15 protein-coding genes are annotated in these 16,360 nt (G+C 47.8%); 3 read left to right on the top strand and 12 right to left on the bottom strand.

Annotated features, from left to right (window positions below):
- The first annotated feature begins 206 nt into the window (after positions 1-206).
- On the top strand, positions 207-1,733 hold the full coding sequence (locus PPG34_RS01140) for a DegQ family serine endoprotease (protein WP_313831291.1): 1,527 nt from the start codon (positions 207-209) through the stop codon (positions 1,731-1,733).
- Between the two features lie 57 nt (positions 1,734-1,790).
- Positions 1,791-3,029 carry a sigma-70 family RNA polymerase sigma factor gene (locus PPG34_RS01135; protein ID WP_313831290.1) on the top strand — a complete coding sequence of 413 codons (1,239 nt, stop codon included), beginning with the start codon at positions 1,791-1,793 and terminating at the stop codon, positions 3,027-3,029.
- 18 nt (positions 3,030-3,047) lie between these two features.
- On the opposite strand, the gene PPG34_RS01130 is transcribed toward PPG34_RS01135, so the two are convergent.
- From PPG34_RS01130 to PPG34_RS01090, 9 genes are all read right to left on the bottom strand, one after another.
- Complete coding sequence (locus PPG34_RS01130; protein ID WP_313831289.1) at positions 3,048-5,120, bottom strand: S9 family peptidase; 2,073 nt, start codon at positions 5,118-5,120, stop codon at positions 3,048-3,050.
- A gap of 41 nt (positions 5,121-5,161) precedes the next feature.
- Positions 5,162-5,587: an alternative ribosome rescue aminoacyl-tRNA hydrolase ArfB gene (gene arfB, locus PPG34_RS01125; RefSeq protein WP_313831288.1), complete on the bottom strand. Its 426-nt coding sequence runs from the start codon at positions 5,585-5,587 to the stop codon at positions 5,162-5,164.
- A gap of 202 nt (positions 5,588-5,789) precedes the next feature.
- Positions 5,790-6,218 (bottom strand): DUF6941 family protein, encoded by a 429-nt coding sequence (locus tag PPG34_RS01120; protein WP_313831287.1) that lies wholly within the window; start codon positions 6,216-6,218, stop codon positions 5,790-5,792.
- Between the two features lie 45 nt (positions 6,219-6,263).
- The gene (locus PPG34_RS01115; protein ID WP_313831286.1) at positions 6,264-6,602 is read right to left on the bottom strand and encodes a DUF3147 domain-containing protein; all 339 of its coding nucleotides are present in this window, start codon (positions 6,600-6,602) and stop codon (positions 6,264-6,266) included.
- A gap of 51 nt (positions 6,603-6,653) precedes the next feature.
- Entirely contained in the window at positions 6,654-7,310 is a 657-nt protein-coding gene (locus PPG34_RS01110) for a CPBP family glutamic-type intramembrane protease (protein ID WP_313831285.1), read from the bottom strand.
- A gap of 99 nt (positions 7,311-7,409) precedes the next feature.
- Positions 7,410-8,633, bottom strand: a complete 1,224-nt coding sequence (locus PPG34_RS01105; protein WP_313831284.1) for an ABC transporter permease — start codon at positions 8,631-8,633, stop codon at positions 7,410-7,412.
- A complete protein-coding gene (locus PPG34_RS01100) occupies positions 8,630-9,391 on the bottom strand; it encodes an ABC transporter ATP-binding protein (RefSeq protein ID WP_313831283.1) in 762 nt (253 codons plus the stop codon). Before PPG34_RS01100 ends, PPG34_RS01105 begins: the two co-directional genes overlap by 4 nt.
- Before the next feature lie 50 nt (positions 9,392-9,441).
- A complete protein-coding gene (locus PPG34_RS01095) occupies positions 9,442-10,578 on the bottom strand; it encodes an efflux RND transporter periplasmic adaptor subunit (RefSeq protein ID WP_313831282.1) in 1,137 nt (378 codons plus the stop codon).
- A 70-nt stretch (positions 10,579-10,648) separates the two neighbouring features.
- Complete coding sequence (locus PPG34_RS01090; protein ID WP_313831281.1) at positions 10,649-12,238, bottom strand: TolC family protein; 1,590 nt, start codon at positions 12,236-12,238, stop codon at positions 10,649-10,651.
- Between the two features lie 279 nt (positions 12,239-12,517).
- On the opposite strand from PPG34_RS01090, the gene PPG34_RS01085 reads away from it, so the two are divergent.
- The gene (locus PPG34_RS01085; protein WP_313831280.1) at positions 12,518-13,360 is read left to right on the top strand and encodes a hypothetical protein; all 843 of its coding nucleotides are present in this window, start codon (positions 12,518-12,520) and stop codon (positions 13,358-13,360) included.
- A gap of 51 nt (positions 13,361-13,411) precedes the next feature.
- On the opposite strand, the gene PPG34_RS01080 is transcribed toward PPG34_RS01085, so the two are convergent.
- The 3 genes from PPG34_RS01080 to pafA form a co-directional block, all read right to left on the bottom strand.
- Positions 13,412-13,951: an LOG family protein gene (locus PPG34_RS01080; RefSeq protein ID WP_313831279.1), complete on the bottom strand. Its 540-nt coding sequence runs from the start codon at positions 13,949-13,951 to the stop codon at positions 13,412-13,414.
- A gap of 69 nt (positions 13,952-14,020) precedes the next feature.
- Positions 14,021-14,914, bottom strand: a complete 894-nt coding sequence (locus PPG34_RS01075) for a M23 family metallopeptidase (protein WP_313831278.1) — start codon at positions 14,912-14,914, stop codon at positions 14,021-14,023.
- A 31-nt stretch (positions 14,915-14,945) separates the two neighbouring features.
- Positions 14,946-16,322: a Pup--protein ligase gene (gene pafA / locus PPG34_RS01070; RefSeq protein WP_313831277.1), complete on the bottom strand. Its 1,377-nt coding sequence runs from the start codon at positions 16,320-16,322 to the stop codon at positions 14,946-14,948.
- Positions 16,323-16,360 lie beyond the last annotated feature (38 nt).

The following is a 16,360-nucleotide window of genomic DNA, read 5'->3' as shown; positions in this document are numbered from 1 at the left end:
GCAAGGTCGAAAGGTCATGCGGGGACGAAACCCCTCAATATATACACTCTCTTTTTCACTTACCTGACCATAATTCACCTTTCCCCACCCTCCTTTTATTAGAAAATTCTAATGAGAGCTTAATCTTATTTTCATGTCTCAATGCTATTACTGTATTAACACGCTAACCTCCCTCAGGGAGGAAACCATTCTCAAGGAGAAAAGACATGAAAGAATTTTCGCAAACCTCCCCCACTCACTCACAATCGCATCAGAAATCAGGACGCTGGTCGTCTCCCCGGACTTCGGTCAGTCTGGCTCTTGCTGGATTACTGCTGGGTTCAATGATCGTTGGATCCATGGATTCCCCACCTTCCTCAATAGCAGAAATAGCAGAGGTTCCGAAATCTACAACCCAAATCATCGGCGACCAGCGCCATGGCTTTGCCCACATTGTGAAAGCCGTCCGCCCTGCCATCGTCAATATTACCTCAACGAGGGTCCTTACCAATTCGCCCGGACCTGATTTTCATAACGATGGGCCTAATTGGTTCGGTCCCGGTCAACCGGAATTTCCAGGTATGCCACCGATGCCTAGAGAACCATTCAGCGGAGGGATGGGATCAGGCGTGCTGGTCTCGCCGGACGGGTACCTGGTCACCAATCATCACGTTGTGGATGGAGCCTCTAAGGTCACGGTCACTCTGATCGACAAACGTGAGTTTATTGGCACTGTTGTGGGCAGTGATCCACAAACTGACCTTGCCGTCATCAAAATACCCGGCAAAGATTTTCCCTACATCCCCTGGGGAGATTCCTCCAAACTTGAGGTTGGGGAATATGTCTTGGCCATTGGCAATCCCTTCGGTTTAAATTCCACAGTCACCCAAGGAATCGTCAGCGCACTAGGGCGTGGAGGAATGGGGATCACCAAATATGAAGATTTTATTCAAACCGATGCGGCTATCAATCCAGGAAATTCCGGTGGCGCCTTAGTCAATATGCAAGGAGAATTGGTAGGCATTAACACCGCCATTCTGTCCAGAACAGGTGGGTATCAAGGCGTGGGCTTTGCCATTCCCACCAGCATGGGCAAACACGTGTTCGATAGCGTAGTGAAAACCGGCACGGTCCGCCGAGGATATTTGGGAGTCGGCATTCAGGAAGTATCAAAGGATTTGGCGACTTCCTTAAACTTACCCGACACAACTGGGGCTTTGGTGACAAATGTCCAAGAGAACAGTCCCGCAGATAAAGCAGGACTGGAACGGGGCGACACAATTGTCTCCTTTCAGGACCAACCCGTGGACGATCCTAGAAGGTTACAACAAATAGTTACCGGAACGGCCATAGGTGACCAGGTCAAGATGGGAGTGATCCGTGATGGGAAAGCTCTCACCCTCAGCACAATCCTGGTGGAACACCCAGACACGCGAAAAGTGGCCAACATCACTTCCCCTTCAGTAACTACAAAATTGGCAGGGTTAACTGTGGAAGAAATTACTCCACAAATGGCTCGACGTCTCAAACTTACCCCTGACGTCCAGGGAGTCGTTGTGACAGCCGTTCAACCCGGGAGTAAAGCGGATGATGCTGGGCTCATACAAGGCGACATCATCAACGAAGTGAACAGAAAACCTGTGCGCAACGTGAAGGACTACGAGTCGGCGATTTCAAATACATCCGACGAACGCCCGGCGTTACTGTTGATTCATCGCCAAGGCGTTCCAATTTTTTTGACAGTGAAAGTGTAATGGAAACCCCATAGCAACATTTAGCTTGTTTGCGAAACGTCAGAAAGGACACTGATCATGACAACCATGCAAACACTTCAACACACTGACATGATCTCGACTCAGCATCTTGATGAATTTTCCTCGGACTCCAAAGCCACTCGCTATTTAAGGGAAATGGCTCCGACTCTTGACACGATGATCGAAGAAAAAGGAGAGGAAAACTCTAAGGAGTCAAATACCGCGGCGCTGGAAACCGTTTATTTCAGAACCTTTCGAACACGTCCTCTCTTGGCCCGTGACGAAGAGTTGCAACTCGCCATGGAAATTGATGAAAGCAGCCAAACCATTCGAGCTGCCTTAACACAATCCATTCAACTAATGAAGCATCTGGCAGACAAACCCCATTTTCAGCCGTCTCTCAAAAAATTAGCTGCAACTCGAGATTTGAGCGGATTCTCGGCACCCTCGCTGGATGACGCTATTGCGACTTTATCGGGTCTGATGGCGGCTTTAGCAGAAACGGGGCCAAAGGGCCAAGCGATGAAAAAACGTTTGCGCACCTCTCAACAACAGATTGCCCGGTCCCGTGAGCAGCTGGAGCAGGCCAAAGATGGACTGGTCCAACGAAATCTTCGGTTAGTGGTAGATCTGGCCAAACGTTTTACGGGGCGAGGACTTTCACTGCTGGACCTTATACAAGAAGGGAACCTGGGGCTCATGCGAGCTGCCGAACGTTTTCAATATCGCAAGGGATTTAAGTTTAGCACGTATGCCACATGGTGGGTCCGACAAGGCATCCTTCGAGCCCTGGCGGATCAATCGCGAACCATCCGTGTCCCGGTACACACCACGGAAGCCTGGCAACGCATGTCCAAAACAACCCAACGTTTGTCTCAACAATTGGGGCGTGAACCGAAAGTCGAAGAAATCGGGGAAGCGCTTGGGATTCCACCAGAACGGGTACAGGAAACGATTCAAGCCTTTCTGGAACCTGTTTCCTTCGATAATCCCACTGGGGATGACGAAACTTTTTTAGGGGATTTTTTGCCTGACGACAACTTTGTTCACCCAGATGAGAATCTTCAGGAGGAGCAGACCACGACCCACATCAATCAAGTATTGAGCACCTTGACCCCTCGGGAAGAACAGGTCATTCGGATGCGGTTTGGGCTAGGACAAGATCACTCCTTCACATTAGAAGAAGTGGGCAAAACCATGAATGTGACCCGTGAACGCATCCGCCAAATTGAAGTCGTTGCGCTCAAGAAGCTTCGTGAACCAGGAATAAAAATGCAGTTGGCGGAGGTCTGCTGATAAAGAATGTCAAGGGTCTTAGGCTTCAACCAAATCTAGCAGAAAGGTATATATGAAGGCTAACTCTTTTAAACGACGAAAGCGTCCTGAGACTCCGCCATGGCCGGCATCCATATTGGTTTTGAGTAAGAGTCGATGATCATCGGTCTTCATAGTTCGCAGCTTGGCAACCCATTTCGCTGGCTCCCAGTATTGGACTTGCGAGTCATGCAATCCCGTGGTCACAAGCAAATGGGGGTAGGCCTTGGGTTCGACGTTATCATAGGGTGAATACGAGAGAATGTATTCGAAGGCTTCCTGTTGATTCGGATCCCCCCATTCATCATATTCTCCCGTGGTTAAAGGTATATTTGGATCCAACATTGTCGTAATCACATCGACAAACGGCACTTGTGCCACAGCTCCTTTAAACAACTCAGGCCGCATATTCACGACCGCTCCAATCAGTAATCCTCCGGCACTTCCCCCCATCGCAAATAACCTTTCAGCCCGTGTATAGCCTTCGGCAATAAGATGTTCGGCACAGGCAATGAAATCCGTAAATGTGTTTTTCTTACGAAGAAGTTTCCCATCTTCATACCAATGCCGCCCCAACTCCTCCCCCCCCCGGATATGCGCAATGGCAAACACGAACCCCCTATCGAGCAAACTGAGCCTGGCGGAACTAAAATTGGCATCCATGCAGGCCCCATACGAACCATAGCCATACAACAACAGAGGATTATTTCCATCTTTCGCACACCCCTTTTGATACACCAAAGAAATTGGAATACGTGTGCCATCGGCCGCCATCGCCCACACTCGCTCGGTGCAATATTTATTGGGATCAAATCCTCCCAGAACTTCCTCTTGCTTGAGTAATGTTTTCTCGTGGGTGATCATATCGTAGTCAAACACGGAATTCGGGGTCGTCATGGAGGTATACCCAAACCGCAGCAGCGAGGTATTAAAATCCGGGTTTTCCCCCACACCGGCTAAATAGGCAGGTTCGCCGAAATCTAAATAATGATCGCCTTCGCCAGACCAAGGCATAATTCTGATATTGACTAAGCCTTCCTTGCGTTCTTCCACCACCAAATGATCGCGAAACAATTCAAAGGACTCTAGCAGCACATTATCACGATGAGGAATCACCTCCTGCCATTGTGCCTGAGCCGTCCCGCTCACCAGCGTCTTCATCAATCGGAAATTCTTGGCTTGCCAATTTGTACGGATATAAAACGAATCCTGATAATGATCCACATCATATTCATGATCACGGGTTCTTGGTAAAAAAACTTTGAAGGTCCCACCTGGGTCATCGGCCTCCACATAACGATATTCGCTACTCACGGTTTGATGCGAGGCGATCATGACATAGCGTTTGGATTTGGTTTTAAAAACAGCCACGGAAAAGGTGTCATCCTTTTCTTCATAGACTAGAACATCTTGAGAAGGGTCCGTACCAAGCACATGGCGATAAATCTGATAGGACCGGAGAGTAGTCGAGTCTTGCTTGCCATAAAACAGCGTGTAATTATCGTTGGCCCAGGCCATATTTCCACTGACACCTGAAATGGTATCGGCCAACAATTCTCCCGTGTCCAGATTTTTAAATTGAATCGTATAAATACGGCGGCCCTGCGTATCGATGGCATAAGCCAAAAGGTTTTGCTTATAACTGATGCCCATTCCGCCAATGGCAAAATACTCATGCCCTTCGGCTAAGACGTTGGCATTCAGAATAATGTTTTCTTCAGCCTCAAGGGATTCCTTCTTCCGACAGAACACAGGATATTCTTTTCCCTCTTCAAAACGCGTGTAATAAAAATAGTCATCAAGTTTATAGGGAACGGATAAATCAGTTTGCTGAATTCGTCCCTTGATCTCCTCAAATAATTCCTTTTCCAACTGTTCCCGATGAGCCATGACGGATTTCGTATAGTCATTCTCGGCCTGAAGGTAGGCAACGACCTCGGGATTCTCTCGATCATTCAACCAATAATAAGGATCGATTCTCGCCCGCCCATGCTTTTCCAAGGTCACAGGCTTCACTGAAGCTATTGGGGGAGTGAGCGGGATCGTTGTTTCCTGTTTATTTGTAACAGACACGAAATTCTCCTTTTCGTATAAAGGCCCAAATTGAAGAGAATTTAATCTTCAAGACGACGAGGGATTCCCCGTTCCTTTTTTAGCCCACTGCGTTGTTTTTTTTCTACCAACCGTCGTTCCTTGACACCACGAGGGATGTAAGTTTTCTTTCGAGACTTTTTTGGTTTTAAGGCCTCGCCCAAAAGGGCCGAAAATTTCTCAATAAGATCGGCGCGGTTCGCTGCCTGACTTCGCGTTCCCTGGGAATGAAGATAGAAAGTCCCGTCCTTGGTCATACGGGATTTGAGGCGGGTGGTAATTTTCGACTTCTGTGAATCGGTCAAATATTTCGAAGACCACACATGAAAATGCAGGGTCACACGACTATTCACTTTATTGACATTTTGTCCTCCAGGCCCACCACTACGAGAAGCCGTAATATGCACCTCATGAGTTGGAATCGCAACCTGTTTGGTCACCACAATCATCGTAGACTCCCCTTCACATTCTCATTCCCCTATCGGACTCATAAAGAGAGAGGTTAATCCAGACCTCTGGTCCTAAGCGTACAAGGAACCCATCCACAGGATCCTCAATCCAAAGCCGAATATAGGGACAAGACAGGAAAAGTACTCCGAGGAAGGAAGTTTTTAAGAATTTCAATAAGGAGGCACCAAGGAAAACGAAAATCTATTCATCGTGAGACTGTTGAGGCCTTTCTTGCTGAATCACATCAAAATCTTTGTGGGTGATAAAATACCCATTGGCTTTCAGCCGAAACTCATATCGGCCAGGACCCGGAAACACCAGGGACGGAATGTTGACGCCAAAGTCATGAATTTCCAATCGATTCTTAATCGTAAATGGAGTCAGCGTGGCTTTCCCAACAATCTTATCCTGATCTAAATACGCAAGTTGCAACTCAAACTCGTACTCCCCTTCCGCATCCGTCAAGCAAAAATAAACCCCCATTTGATGATGTTGGCACGGGAATCGTGGGGCCCAAAGATGGGTAAAGGTTCCGATCAAACTCTTTTTTCCGGTCTGACTATCCACAATGACTTGATCGCAAACTAAAAACGCTTGCACGGAGGGTTTCACAATCTCCTGATCGGACATTTAGCGTACTCCAAATTTAATCACAACAAACGCTCCCCAACCTTTTCATCGAAGAATCACACGAATGATCGATACCAATACCGCAAATAAGGTCATAGCCATGGCAAAAGAAATCGCAAACCCGAACCGTGGAACGCCAAACATCATGGTGAACACATAGGCAAACCAAGGGGGAGAAAGCCAGATTAAATTTTTGGCAAAGGACACCGTAGGTCCCGTCCCGGCACTGAGAAAAATCAAGGTAAAGGTGACCCCACTGATGACCGGCAAGGTACTCACCAGCGCTGCCAAAAACCCTTTTCCATGCGAACCGAAATACGTCGATATCGAGACTAATGATCCGCCAAGCACAAAATAAATGACGTATTTTGCCCATTCGCTCATCGAAGACTCACCCCAAGTTTCTCAAGAATCACCATTGTTTCTCCTCTACCTTTAATTCAAGGCAAATTTGATACAGGAGTACAGTATCATGACTTCAACCGCATGCGCCACGATTACCGTCAAAAGATTGTTTGTCCGAACAACAATCCATCCCCAAATCAAACCATCCCAAACCGCAATCCAATGAAGATGTCGAAACGTCGTCACCATGAACGGGTCAAAAGCAAATACCAGGGCAGAGACTCCCACGGCTAGAATTCTCCCTGCGTTCAGAGCATAGGTTGGATATTCTCGAAGCCAATGGCAGGACACTATGGCCAACCGTCCAAGGAGAAACCCACGAAAGTTGAGTTCTACTCCTAGGGCAATTACAAAAATTCCCCAAGGGACCATGACCCAAGTTGGCATATGCGCATGGGGTGTCTCATTCAAAAATTCAATGTCTCCCCCAATCCCTGGAACTCCCCAAAGTATGACAATGGTATTGAAGGCCCCAAGAAGCATGCCAGTGATGCCCCCCCATTTGATTCCGAACCCTAAATTCCGAAAGCTCCATCCAAGTCGTTTCAAGGGATGAACATTGGAAGCGCACCAAATCCCAAGTGCAACGTAGGCAGAAATCTGCGGAAGAAATTGGATGAGCCGAAAGTGTTGAAGTGTGGAAGGAAGCAGATAATACAACCCTGTCAGAAAGATCGGAAGCAACACCCATCCGACAGCTCTTTCCTTTGGATCACAGCCTATTTGAGGGCTAGTAGAAAGGGGATTCAGATGCCTTGCTCTTGGCCAAACAATAAAAAAACCAGACTATTGATACCGAAGCGCTTCAGCTGGATCAAGCTTGGACGCTTTAACGGCGGGGTATAAACCAAAAAATACCCCGACAAACACCGCAAACGAAAACGCAATAATGATAGCGGAGGGTTGCACGACTGCGCCCCAATCCCCTCCTCCGGGCATGGACTGCGCAACGAATCCTCCAAATCCATAAGCCGCCGCAATTCCACCGACAATACCCAGCCCACCACCTATGGCACTGATGGTGACCGACTCAATGAGAAACTGAAGCAAGATGTCCCGACGCCGCGCGCCGATCGCTTTACGCAGGCCCACTTCCCGGGTTCGCTCCGTGACCGTCACCAGCATGATATTCATTATGCCAATACCGCCAACCAGCAACGCCACCACAGCCACACCACCCAAGACAATTCGAAAAGTCCAAATGGTTTGATCAACCGCATTGAGGAATTCCCCCTGGTTGCGAACGCGAATATCATCCACTCCATCATGAAGCTGTATCAGTAAAGAATGAACGTGTTGTGTCACCTGTTCCATCTGTTCGCGATCAGGAACATGAATGACCATGCGTCGAATTCGATCGTTTCCGGTAAATCGTCTCATCATCGTCGTGATCGGAACGAAGACCATTTCATCGTAATTCGTGCGACGGACCATCCCTTTGGGTTCCATGACCCCCACCACGGTAAATCGATGATCCCCAATTTTGACTTCTTTATTGAGTGGTAATTCGCTGCCAAAAAGTTCTTCCGCCACCTCCTTGCCGAGCACCACGACACGTTTCCATTCCGACAAATCCGAGGAAAGAAGAAACCTGCCATGTTCAACATGGAAATTCCTTACCTCCTGATATTCTGGCCAGGTCCCAGTCACTTCACCGCTAAAGTCCCGATCACCAGCCTTCAATTGTTGATCAATCTCTATCTCTGGAATGACCACTATTCCAGGAAACTGCTGACGAAGTGCCATGACATCGCTATACCGCAACCCCAAGGACCGTCCGGAAAACTGACGTTGCTCTTCAAGATTCAATGACCTTTGCCACACAAACAGCAAGTTGGTCCCCAGACGTTCGATAGACCGGACCAACCAAATCTGCCCTCCCTCGACAATCGCAATCATGGCAATGACTGCGGCCACCCCGATAATCACTCCAAGCATGGTCAAGCCAGTCCGAAGAATGTTGGACCTCAAATTCTTCAACGCATCAAGCAGGATCGATTGGACAATCATCGTGGCGCTACCGCCCCGCTGTCAGATGTGGTTCGTGTAGCTCCATCATCGTTCACCACATGGCCATCTCGCAGTGTAATCCGTCGTTTCGCAGCCTGTGCCACGTCTTGATCATGAGTAATCAACAAAATCGTTTGTCCCTCATGATGAAGGGCGTCAAACATTGCCATAACTTCCTGGCCCGTTCGACTATCCAAATTTCCTGTGGGTTCATCGGCCAATAGAATGGCCGGATCATTGACCAATGCCCGTGCAATGGCGACACGCTGTTGCTGTCCTCCGGATAATTGTGTTGGAAAGTGCAACATTCGATCTTGCAATCCTACTCGTGCCAGTAACGTAGCCGCACGTGTCCTCTGTTCGCCCATGGAAATTCCTGCATACTGCAACGGTAACTGGACATTTTCTAAGGCCGTCTTGCGAGGCAACAGGTGAAAGGTTTGAAAGACAAAACCAATTTTTTGATTCCGAATATTCGTCAACTCTTCTTCACTCAACAAGCCGACATTTTGGCCATCCAACCAATACGCTCCTCCTGTCGGCTGCCCCAAACATCCCAAGATATCCAACAAAGTGGTTTTGCCGCTTCCTGACTGTCCGACAATCGCCACAAACTCGCCTTTCTCAATTGTAATTTCAATCCCCGACAACGCATGAATCTTGACTTCACCCGCATGATAGACTTTCGAAATATCCCGCAAGACAATAATCGGCTTTCTGTTCGATTCGGCTCCATTATATGATCTTGAGATTTCCATTGAGGATCTGAATGCGAGAGTGATCAAGGGCAAAAGCGAAACCAAACAATTTATCGAGGCCGTTCCGTCCTTAATGATGGAATCACCACACGGTCGCCTTCCTCTAACCCTTGGGCAATCACAGCTTCGGTTGGTGTTCGAAAAGCCACACGCACTTTTCTTCGTACCTGTTCCATGCCTTCTTGTACATAGACTACATCGTCGCCTTGCTCAGTTTGAAGAATTTCTAGTGGAACCGTAATGACATCGGGCAAATCTTCCGTGACAATATCCACATTCGCGGTCATCATAGGACGCAAACTGAGTTCTTTGTTGTCGATCTGAATCGTCACTTCGTACGTCACAATACTCTCTTCTTTCACGCCCTGAGGAGCAATCGCCGTTACCACCCCCTCAAACTCGGCCCCGGGAATAGCATCAAGTCGAACCATGACAGGTTGCCCTATCCGCACTCGATGAATATTCACTTCGTTAATTTTGGCTTGCGCCACCATCTTATGGAGATCAGCCAATTTCATCAGCACGGTCCCCCCGCCCACTGTCGCCGTCCCGGAGGTAATAATTTCACCAGGTTGCACATTGATATCAATAATGGTTCCATTTGACGGCGATAACACTCGAAATTCTTCCAGCCCCGTTTCCGTTGGGTCTTGGGATACATATCTATGAAATAATTCTTGATTCCCTCCCAAGGCTAACAACAATTCTTTTTCAGCGAGTTCCCGGCGCACCATGGCCTGCTGGGCTTCTTGTTCAGCAACCTCTAATTCTTGACGTGCCACAAATCCTTTTTCATGCAGCCCTTCCATCCGGATGAGGTTCCGCCGCGCTTGAGCCACATTTATGCCTTCTTGCTCTAATTTCGCCCGCAACTGGGCCACCTGTCGCGCTTGGTTTGGTTCCTGACGAATCACCATTAACGGTTGATCGCGAACCACCGACTCACCTTCCCGAATAAAAATCTCCAACACTTCTCCAGAAAACTGGGATTTAATGTCCAACGTTTTAATTGGGGCCAACGTTCCCGTCTCGGATACCCGGGTCTTCAACGTACTCCGCTCCACAACAAGGATTTTTGGTTCGATCTTCCTCTGATCAAGTTTCTCGGATTTCGTCGAGAAGGCCCAATATCCCCCCGTCCCAATGACAAGGACTGTCAATAAAAAAATTATCCATCCACGCTTCATATTGAGGATTCTATCAGAAAATGCTGAGTTTGGGGCTACAGGATGTACGAGGTAAAGACAAAAGAATGTGTTACCGCAGAGATATTGCGTACTTGTCGAGAGTGGCGACGGTCATACGATTGAGATTCGCCAGGGATTGATTATAATCCACGATAGCACGAAGAGCGTTGACGCGGGCAATGGCTTCGTCGCGTTGAAATTCGAGGACTTGCCTGGTGGTACTGAGTCCAAGATTCAGACGCTCCTGTTCTGCGGCACGTTGACGTTCAGCGAGTTTTCGGGCGATGCGCGTGGTAGCCATTCGTTTTAAATCAGTCTTTACTCGGCGCACGGCTTCCTTGGAATCTACAATCACTTGTCGTCGAACATTTTGTAATGTGGATTTCGCCTGATCCGCTTCGAGTTGTCTGCGACGATACTGACTTTGGGCTGATCGATTACCAAGCGGATAGCTCAACACCATCCCCGCGCCAAGATTATAAAAATCAGTACTCCTGGTTCGATCGAGAGTATCGCCCACTTCTTTCCCTAATCCGCTCAATCCCACGCTCCCTTGAAATTCAAGGCGGGGCAGCAACTTATTTTTGGCCAAAGAGGTATTCAGGGTGCTCGATTCAATATTGGTTTTGGCTTGTAGTATTTCCGGTCGGTGCTGGAGTGCCGCATCCACCGCGTGACCCCATAATGAGGCATCCCGGTCTTGTGCAGGACGATCTAGCGGTACCAGGACCAGGGTTTGTCGCAACTCTTCCTCTGTGGGGCTTATTAATTGACGGAGTTGATCTTCTTGATCACGCACGGCTTTCTGGGCCACCAAAATTTGCTCGACTCGATTGGCCACGCCCGTTTTGGCTTGTAGGACTTCAACATCAGCCATGACACCAGCCTTAACCTTCGCCCGATTGCTGGCCAAGAGTTCCTTAGCGGCAGTGAGAGCCTCACGAAAGACGGACTCGTTTTCACGAGCAAAGACCAGCTCCCAATAGGCTTGTTCGACCTCGGCAATCACCTCCAAAACTTCTCTGACAAAAGTGTAATGTTCGACTTGGACGGAATTTTGGGCAATATGAATCGCGGTTTGATTGACCTTTGCTCCGAAATCACGCAGAAGCGGCTGAGTAAAATTCACCAAAAAATTCGCGGTATAGCCGGGGTTAAACAAAAATGATGAACTTCCTGCAACTGAGTTTCGATTGGTGTCCAATGCCATATCGTAGGTACCACCAGAATAGAGTTTCTGAGTTAACCCAAGACTGGCCTGGGTATCGTTTTGATCGAAATTATCAGGTTCCGCTCCCTGGGTAACTCCGCCGAATCCAAACACCGGCCGATTTAAAGGCACAATAGATCGATCATATCGAGCCGACATTTCTACGGTAGGGTCAAACTTCGCTTGCTCAAACAGAATGTCCGTTACTCGGACATCTCGACTTTGCCGGCTCACGGTAATATCAAGATTATGCTCCAATGCTTGAAGCACAACATCCTTGAGAGAAATAGTCACCACGCCATCGTCATCCAGCAGACTCTCGACATTGAACGAATCCATGCTTTCTGGTTCCAACGGGGCCGCCCAAGTTGGACTTAGCCCAGCCAGCAACACAAAAAAAAGAAACCCAACCTTGCAACACAGCCCGTACAGTAAATGAGAATTTTTCATTTTTTAAGAGTCCCTTTTTCCAACAGTTGCATATCGAATAGCTTTACTGCCTCAATCAAATGACCAACAGTCGTATCCCTTCCAACTCAGAAGTCAGGCCACGGATAGACAAACGCTTCCATCATACATTTTTTCACAATTTTGTGAGTATATTGACCTATCACATGTAGGGTTTTGCCCATCTTCGCCATTCTTGATTCCGACCTTGCAGGACGTGCCCTTTTCTTCGTATCATCTTAGCAGGACCATGTTTTTAGGATTTTACATATGGAGCTTTTTATGAATTCTTCTCAGTCTCAACGATATAATTGTACACGGTTCGCTCACCGATTTTCACCATTTTGTCTGTCAGCCCTTTACAAGGTCAGCGCTAGATTGGTGCTTTCAACCACAGTAATAGCCTTTTTTCTAGGAATGGCGCCCATGGGATTGGCCGAGGAAATAGAAGAAGGTAAGGAACTCCCGCGCCGGGTCCTGAGGCATACACCACCAATTTTTGAGGAATGGACTTTTGAAAAATTCAGCCATGAAACATTCCCTCCAGGTTTCAGTTCCAATACATTAGGACCGGGAAAACCGGGTGAATGGGTTCTCGTTGAACAACAGGATGCCCCAAGTCGTAGCCATGTTTTACAACAACAGGTCCCCTGTTCCTCGGAATCTTGCTACCAAGTCCTCATCAGCCAAAATGTTCGTGCCAAATATATGGATTTAAGCGTCGGGATGTATTCCGCCATGGGGACACCGAACTCTGGTGCCGGATTAATCTTTAATGCGCAAAATCACAAAAATTTCATTACCGTTCTGGTTTACCCCTCGACCAATACCGTCAAAGCCTTTCAATTCATCGATGGCGTCCCAACCCTCTTGAAAGAACAGACTGTAGTTCCCAAAAAAGGCTCAATGTGGCATTTCATGCGCATCCACTTGACGTCAATTGTAAGCCATGAGGTGGTAGAAGTTTCGTTTGATAATCAGTTTGTCATGTCCCTTGAGCCCAAAAGTCTGGTTTCCGGCAATCCTGGCCTTATCACCACGGGCGATGGTACGTTTGCCTTTGACAATTTGCGAGTGGTGGAAATCACCACGGGAATTCCCATTTCCCGACCTCCCGCCTATTAACATCTGTTTGTCAAAAGAATATCGAAAAATGGGGTTGAGACGAGGTCGGATCTATACTTGGGTCAGGAGATCCAGTAGTGTTGCGGGGTCACGAGCGGTGAGAATATATTCACGGTTTTCATATGTCACAAATCCTTCATGAACTTGGTGGTCTACGAACCTGAGTAAAGCATCGAAAAACCCTTCCACATTGAGAAGCCCGCACGGCTTCTTATGAATTCGCAGTTGTTTCCATGTAATCATTTCACAAAACTCCTCTAAGGTTCCATATCCCCCTGGCATCGCGAGAAAGGCATCAGACAAATCAGCCATGAGCGCCTTACGTTCATGCATTGATCCCACAATATGGAGTTCGGTCAGATCCTGACGCGCTAACTCTTTTTCTGCCATAAATTCAGGGATCACCCCCAGCACTTCACCACCTCCTGCCAGGACCGTTTCCGCAATCACACTCATCAAGCCGATATTTCCCCCTCCATAGACTAACCCGATCCCACGAGCTACGAGTTCCTTCCCTAATGCATGGGCCCCATCCTGATAAATTGGTTTCTCGCCATGACTGGATCCACAAAAGACACACACACGTTTCATGGAAACCCTTTCTCATCGAAACCCGGTTGCTCGGTTTTTACACGGATGGAAGAAAACGTAGGGGAACAGTTAAGACATGCCCTTCACGGAAACCTTCAGCAGGGAATAGGGATCGATGCGTGAGCCATTTAAACGAACCCCCCAATGTAAATGAGGCCCGGTTGCCCGCCCCGTGGCCCCAACTTTCCCTATCGTTTGACCCTTTTCAACCATTTGTCCTTGGGACACATCCACGTCCGCCAAGTGGAAGTACATAGAGAAGAGTCCGAGACCATGGTCCAACACCACACCTTTTCCAGTGAAAAAATGATCCATCGTTAACCGGACCACCCCACTATTCATGGCAACAACCGGCGTACCATTGGGAGCAGCGATATCTTCCCCACTGTGCGGACGTTTTGATTGCCCATTTATAACTCGCCGGCTGCCAAACCTTCCTGAAACCCGTCCTTGCACCGGCTCAATAAAACCCGTTCGCCAAAGCGGCTTGGGCACTACACTGTCAAAAGCTTGATGAAGAACCTTAGATTCTTTTTTCACGCGTGCGAGGGTTTTACTGTCGAGATCCACCATCTTTTTGGGCAACTTCAAATGTTGGACCTTATAGTCTTCTTTCATTAATAAGATCGTGACTTTGTGCTCTTCTTGACGATCTGGATACTCCACCTGAATCACCAGATCATGCTGTCCAGGCCGGTCTTGCATATCTAGGCCCAAAAGCCCAGCATATTCCCCATCAGCAATCGGAAAAAAGATGATGTCCCGTTTTAAAAGATGACCGACAACTTTTTGGGGATGACCCGAGACAGGAAGGGTCACAACCAAGACCTCCCCCTGTTTACCACTCAACTGTACATGGGTTCCTGCAGGAAGATCTTGTGCATGAGGGAAAAAATTTAGAGGAAAGATACTGGCAAATAAGAGGCCAAGGACCAACAGGGTTCGGGTTGAAAGACGAATCATCTGTCGTAAATTTTGAAAGAAGAAAACGAGGTTAAGGATAGAGACGAGCCGTGGGAACTTGCGCCAAAAGTTCATCCACCCGCCGGTTGAACGCCGTGAATGGATCCATGCAAAGAATTGTCTCTTCCCAGTATCCATTGAGTTTCAAATAAGTCCAATCCACAGTATACGAACGATTTTTCGCTCTGGCAAATCTGATAAAATCTCCACGCACCTTGGCCCGGGTGGATTGTGGTGGGACTGTCATGGCACGCTCAATGGCTTGTTCATCCATGATTTTGGCGACTTTCCCATGAGATTCCAGGACATAGTAGAGACCCCGCTTCCGATTGATATCGTGATATTGTAAATCCATCATGGCAATCCGAGGATCTTCCAAGCCACAATGTTTCCGATCCGAGTAGGATTCCATCAGCCACTTCTTGGTCACCCAGTCCACTTCCTTGACCAGTTGCATGGGATCATCATCCAAGGCATTCAAGACCCGTTCCCATTCTTGCAAAACATCAGCCATGACCTTATCGAAAGGCTGTGTCGGTAAGTACTCCTGGGCTCGTTCTAGATACATACGTTGAATTTCAAGGCCACTCATTTCCCGGCCATCATCTAACTTTACGCGTTTCTTTAAGGTAGGATCTCGTGAAATTTCACGAATGGCTTTGACCGGATCTTCTAATTCAATTCCAGGAAGAAAGAAACCATCTTCAATCATGGACAACACTAACGCAGCCGTCCCCACTTTCAAATATGTGCTGAATTCCGACATATTCGAATCGCCTAAGATAATGTGAAGACGTCGAAATCGTTCCGCATCCGCATGGGGTTCATCTCTCGTATTGATGATACTCCGGGAGGAGGTTGTCGATGAGGACGTTTTCTCATGAATATGCTGGGCCCGTTGGGAAATAAAAAATTGCGACTTCCCGGAAATCTTCAGCACTTTCCCAGATCCAGAAAAAATTTGGCGCGTTACAAAAAATGGAATGAGCTGTTCAGCGACTTTCCAAAAATCTACATCGCGCCGCATTAAAAAATTTTCATGGCTTCCGTAGGTATTCCCTAACGAATCAGTATTATTTTTGAAGATAAAAATATCGCCGGAGAGGCCTTCTTCCCGAAGGCGATCCTCAGCGGCAGGCAGGCAAGATTCTAATATTCGCTCACCGGCTTTTTCATGAACAACCAAGTCAAAAATGTCATCACATTCAGGAGTCGAGTATTCAGGATGGCATCCGGTATCTTGATAAAAGCGAGCACCATTGGTCAGGAAAGCATTAGAAGGCCAACTGTTGGGAATGAGGCCTTCAAAAATATAGCCAAGGATTTTCTCAATGGGTAGATACACCCGCCCGTTCGGGGAAAACGTTAACCCATATTCACATTCAAGACCAAATATTCGCTTCATCATAATGGCGACTACTCACCTCCCCCTTGTGGAGCATACAC

This window comes from Candidatus Nitronereus thalassa, assembly GCF_032191465.1.
Classification (GTDB): domain Bacteria; phylum Nitrospirota; class Nitrospiria; order Nitrospirales; family UBA8639; genus Nitronereus; species Nitronereus thalassa.
This window is presented reverse-complemented; position numbering and strand designations above follow the sequence as displayed.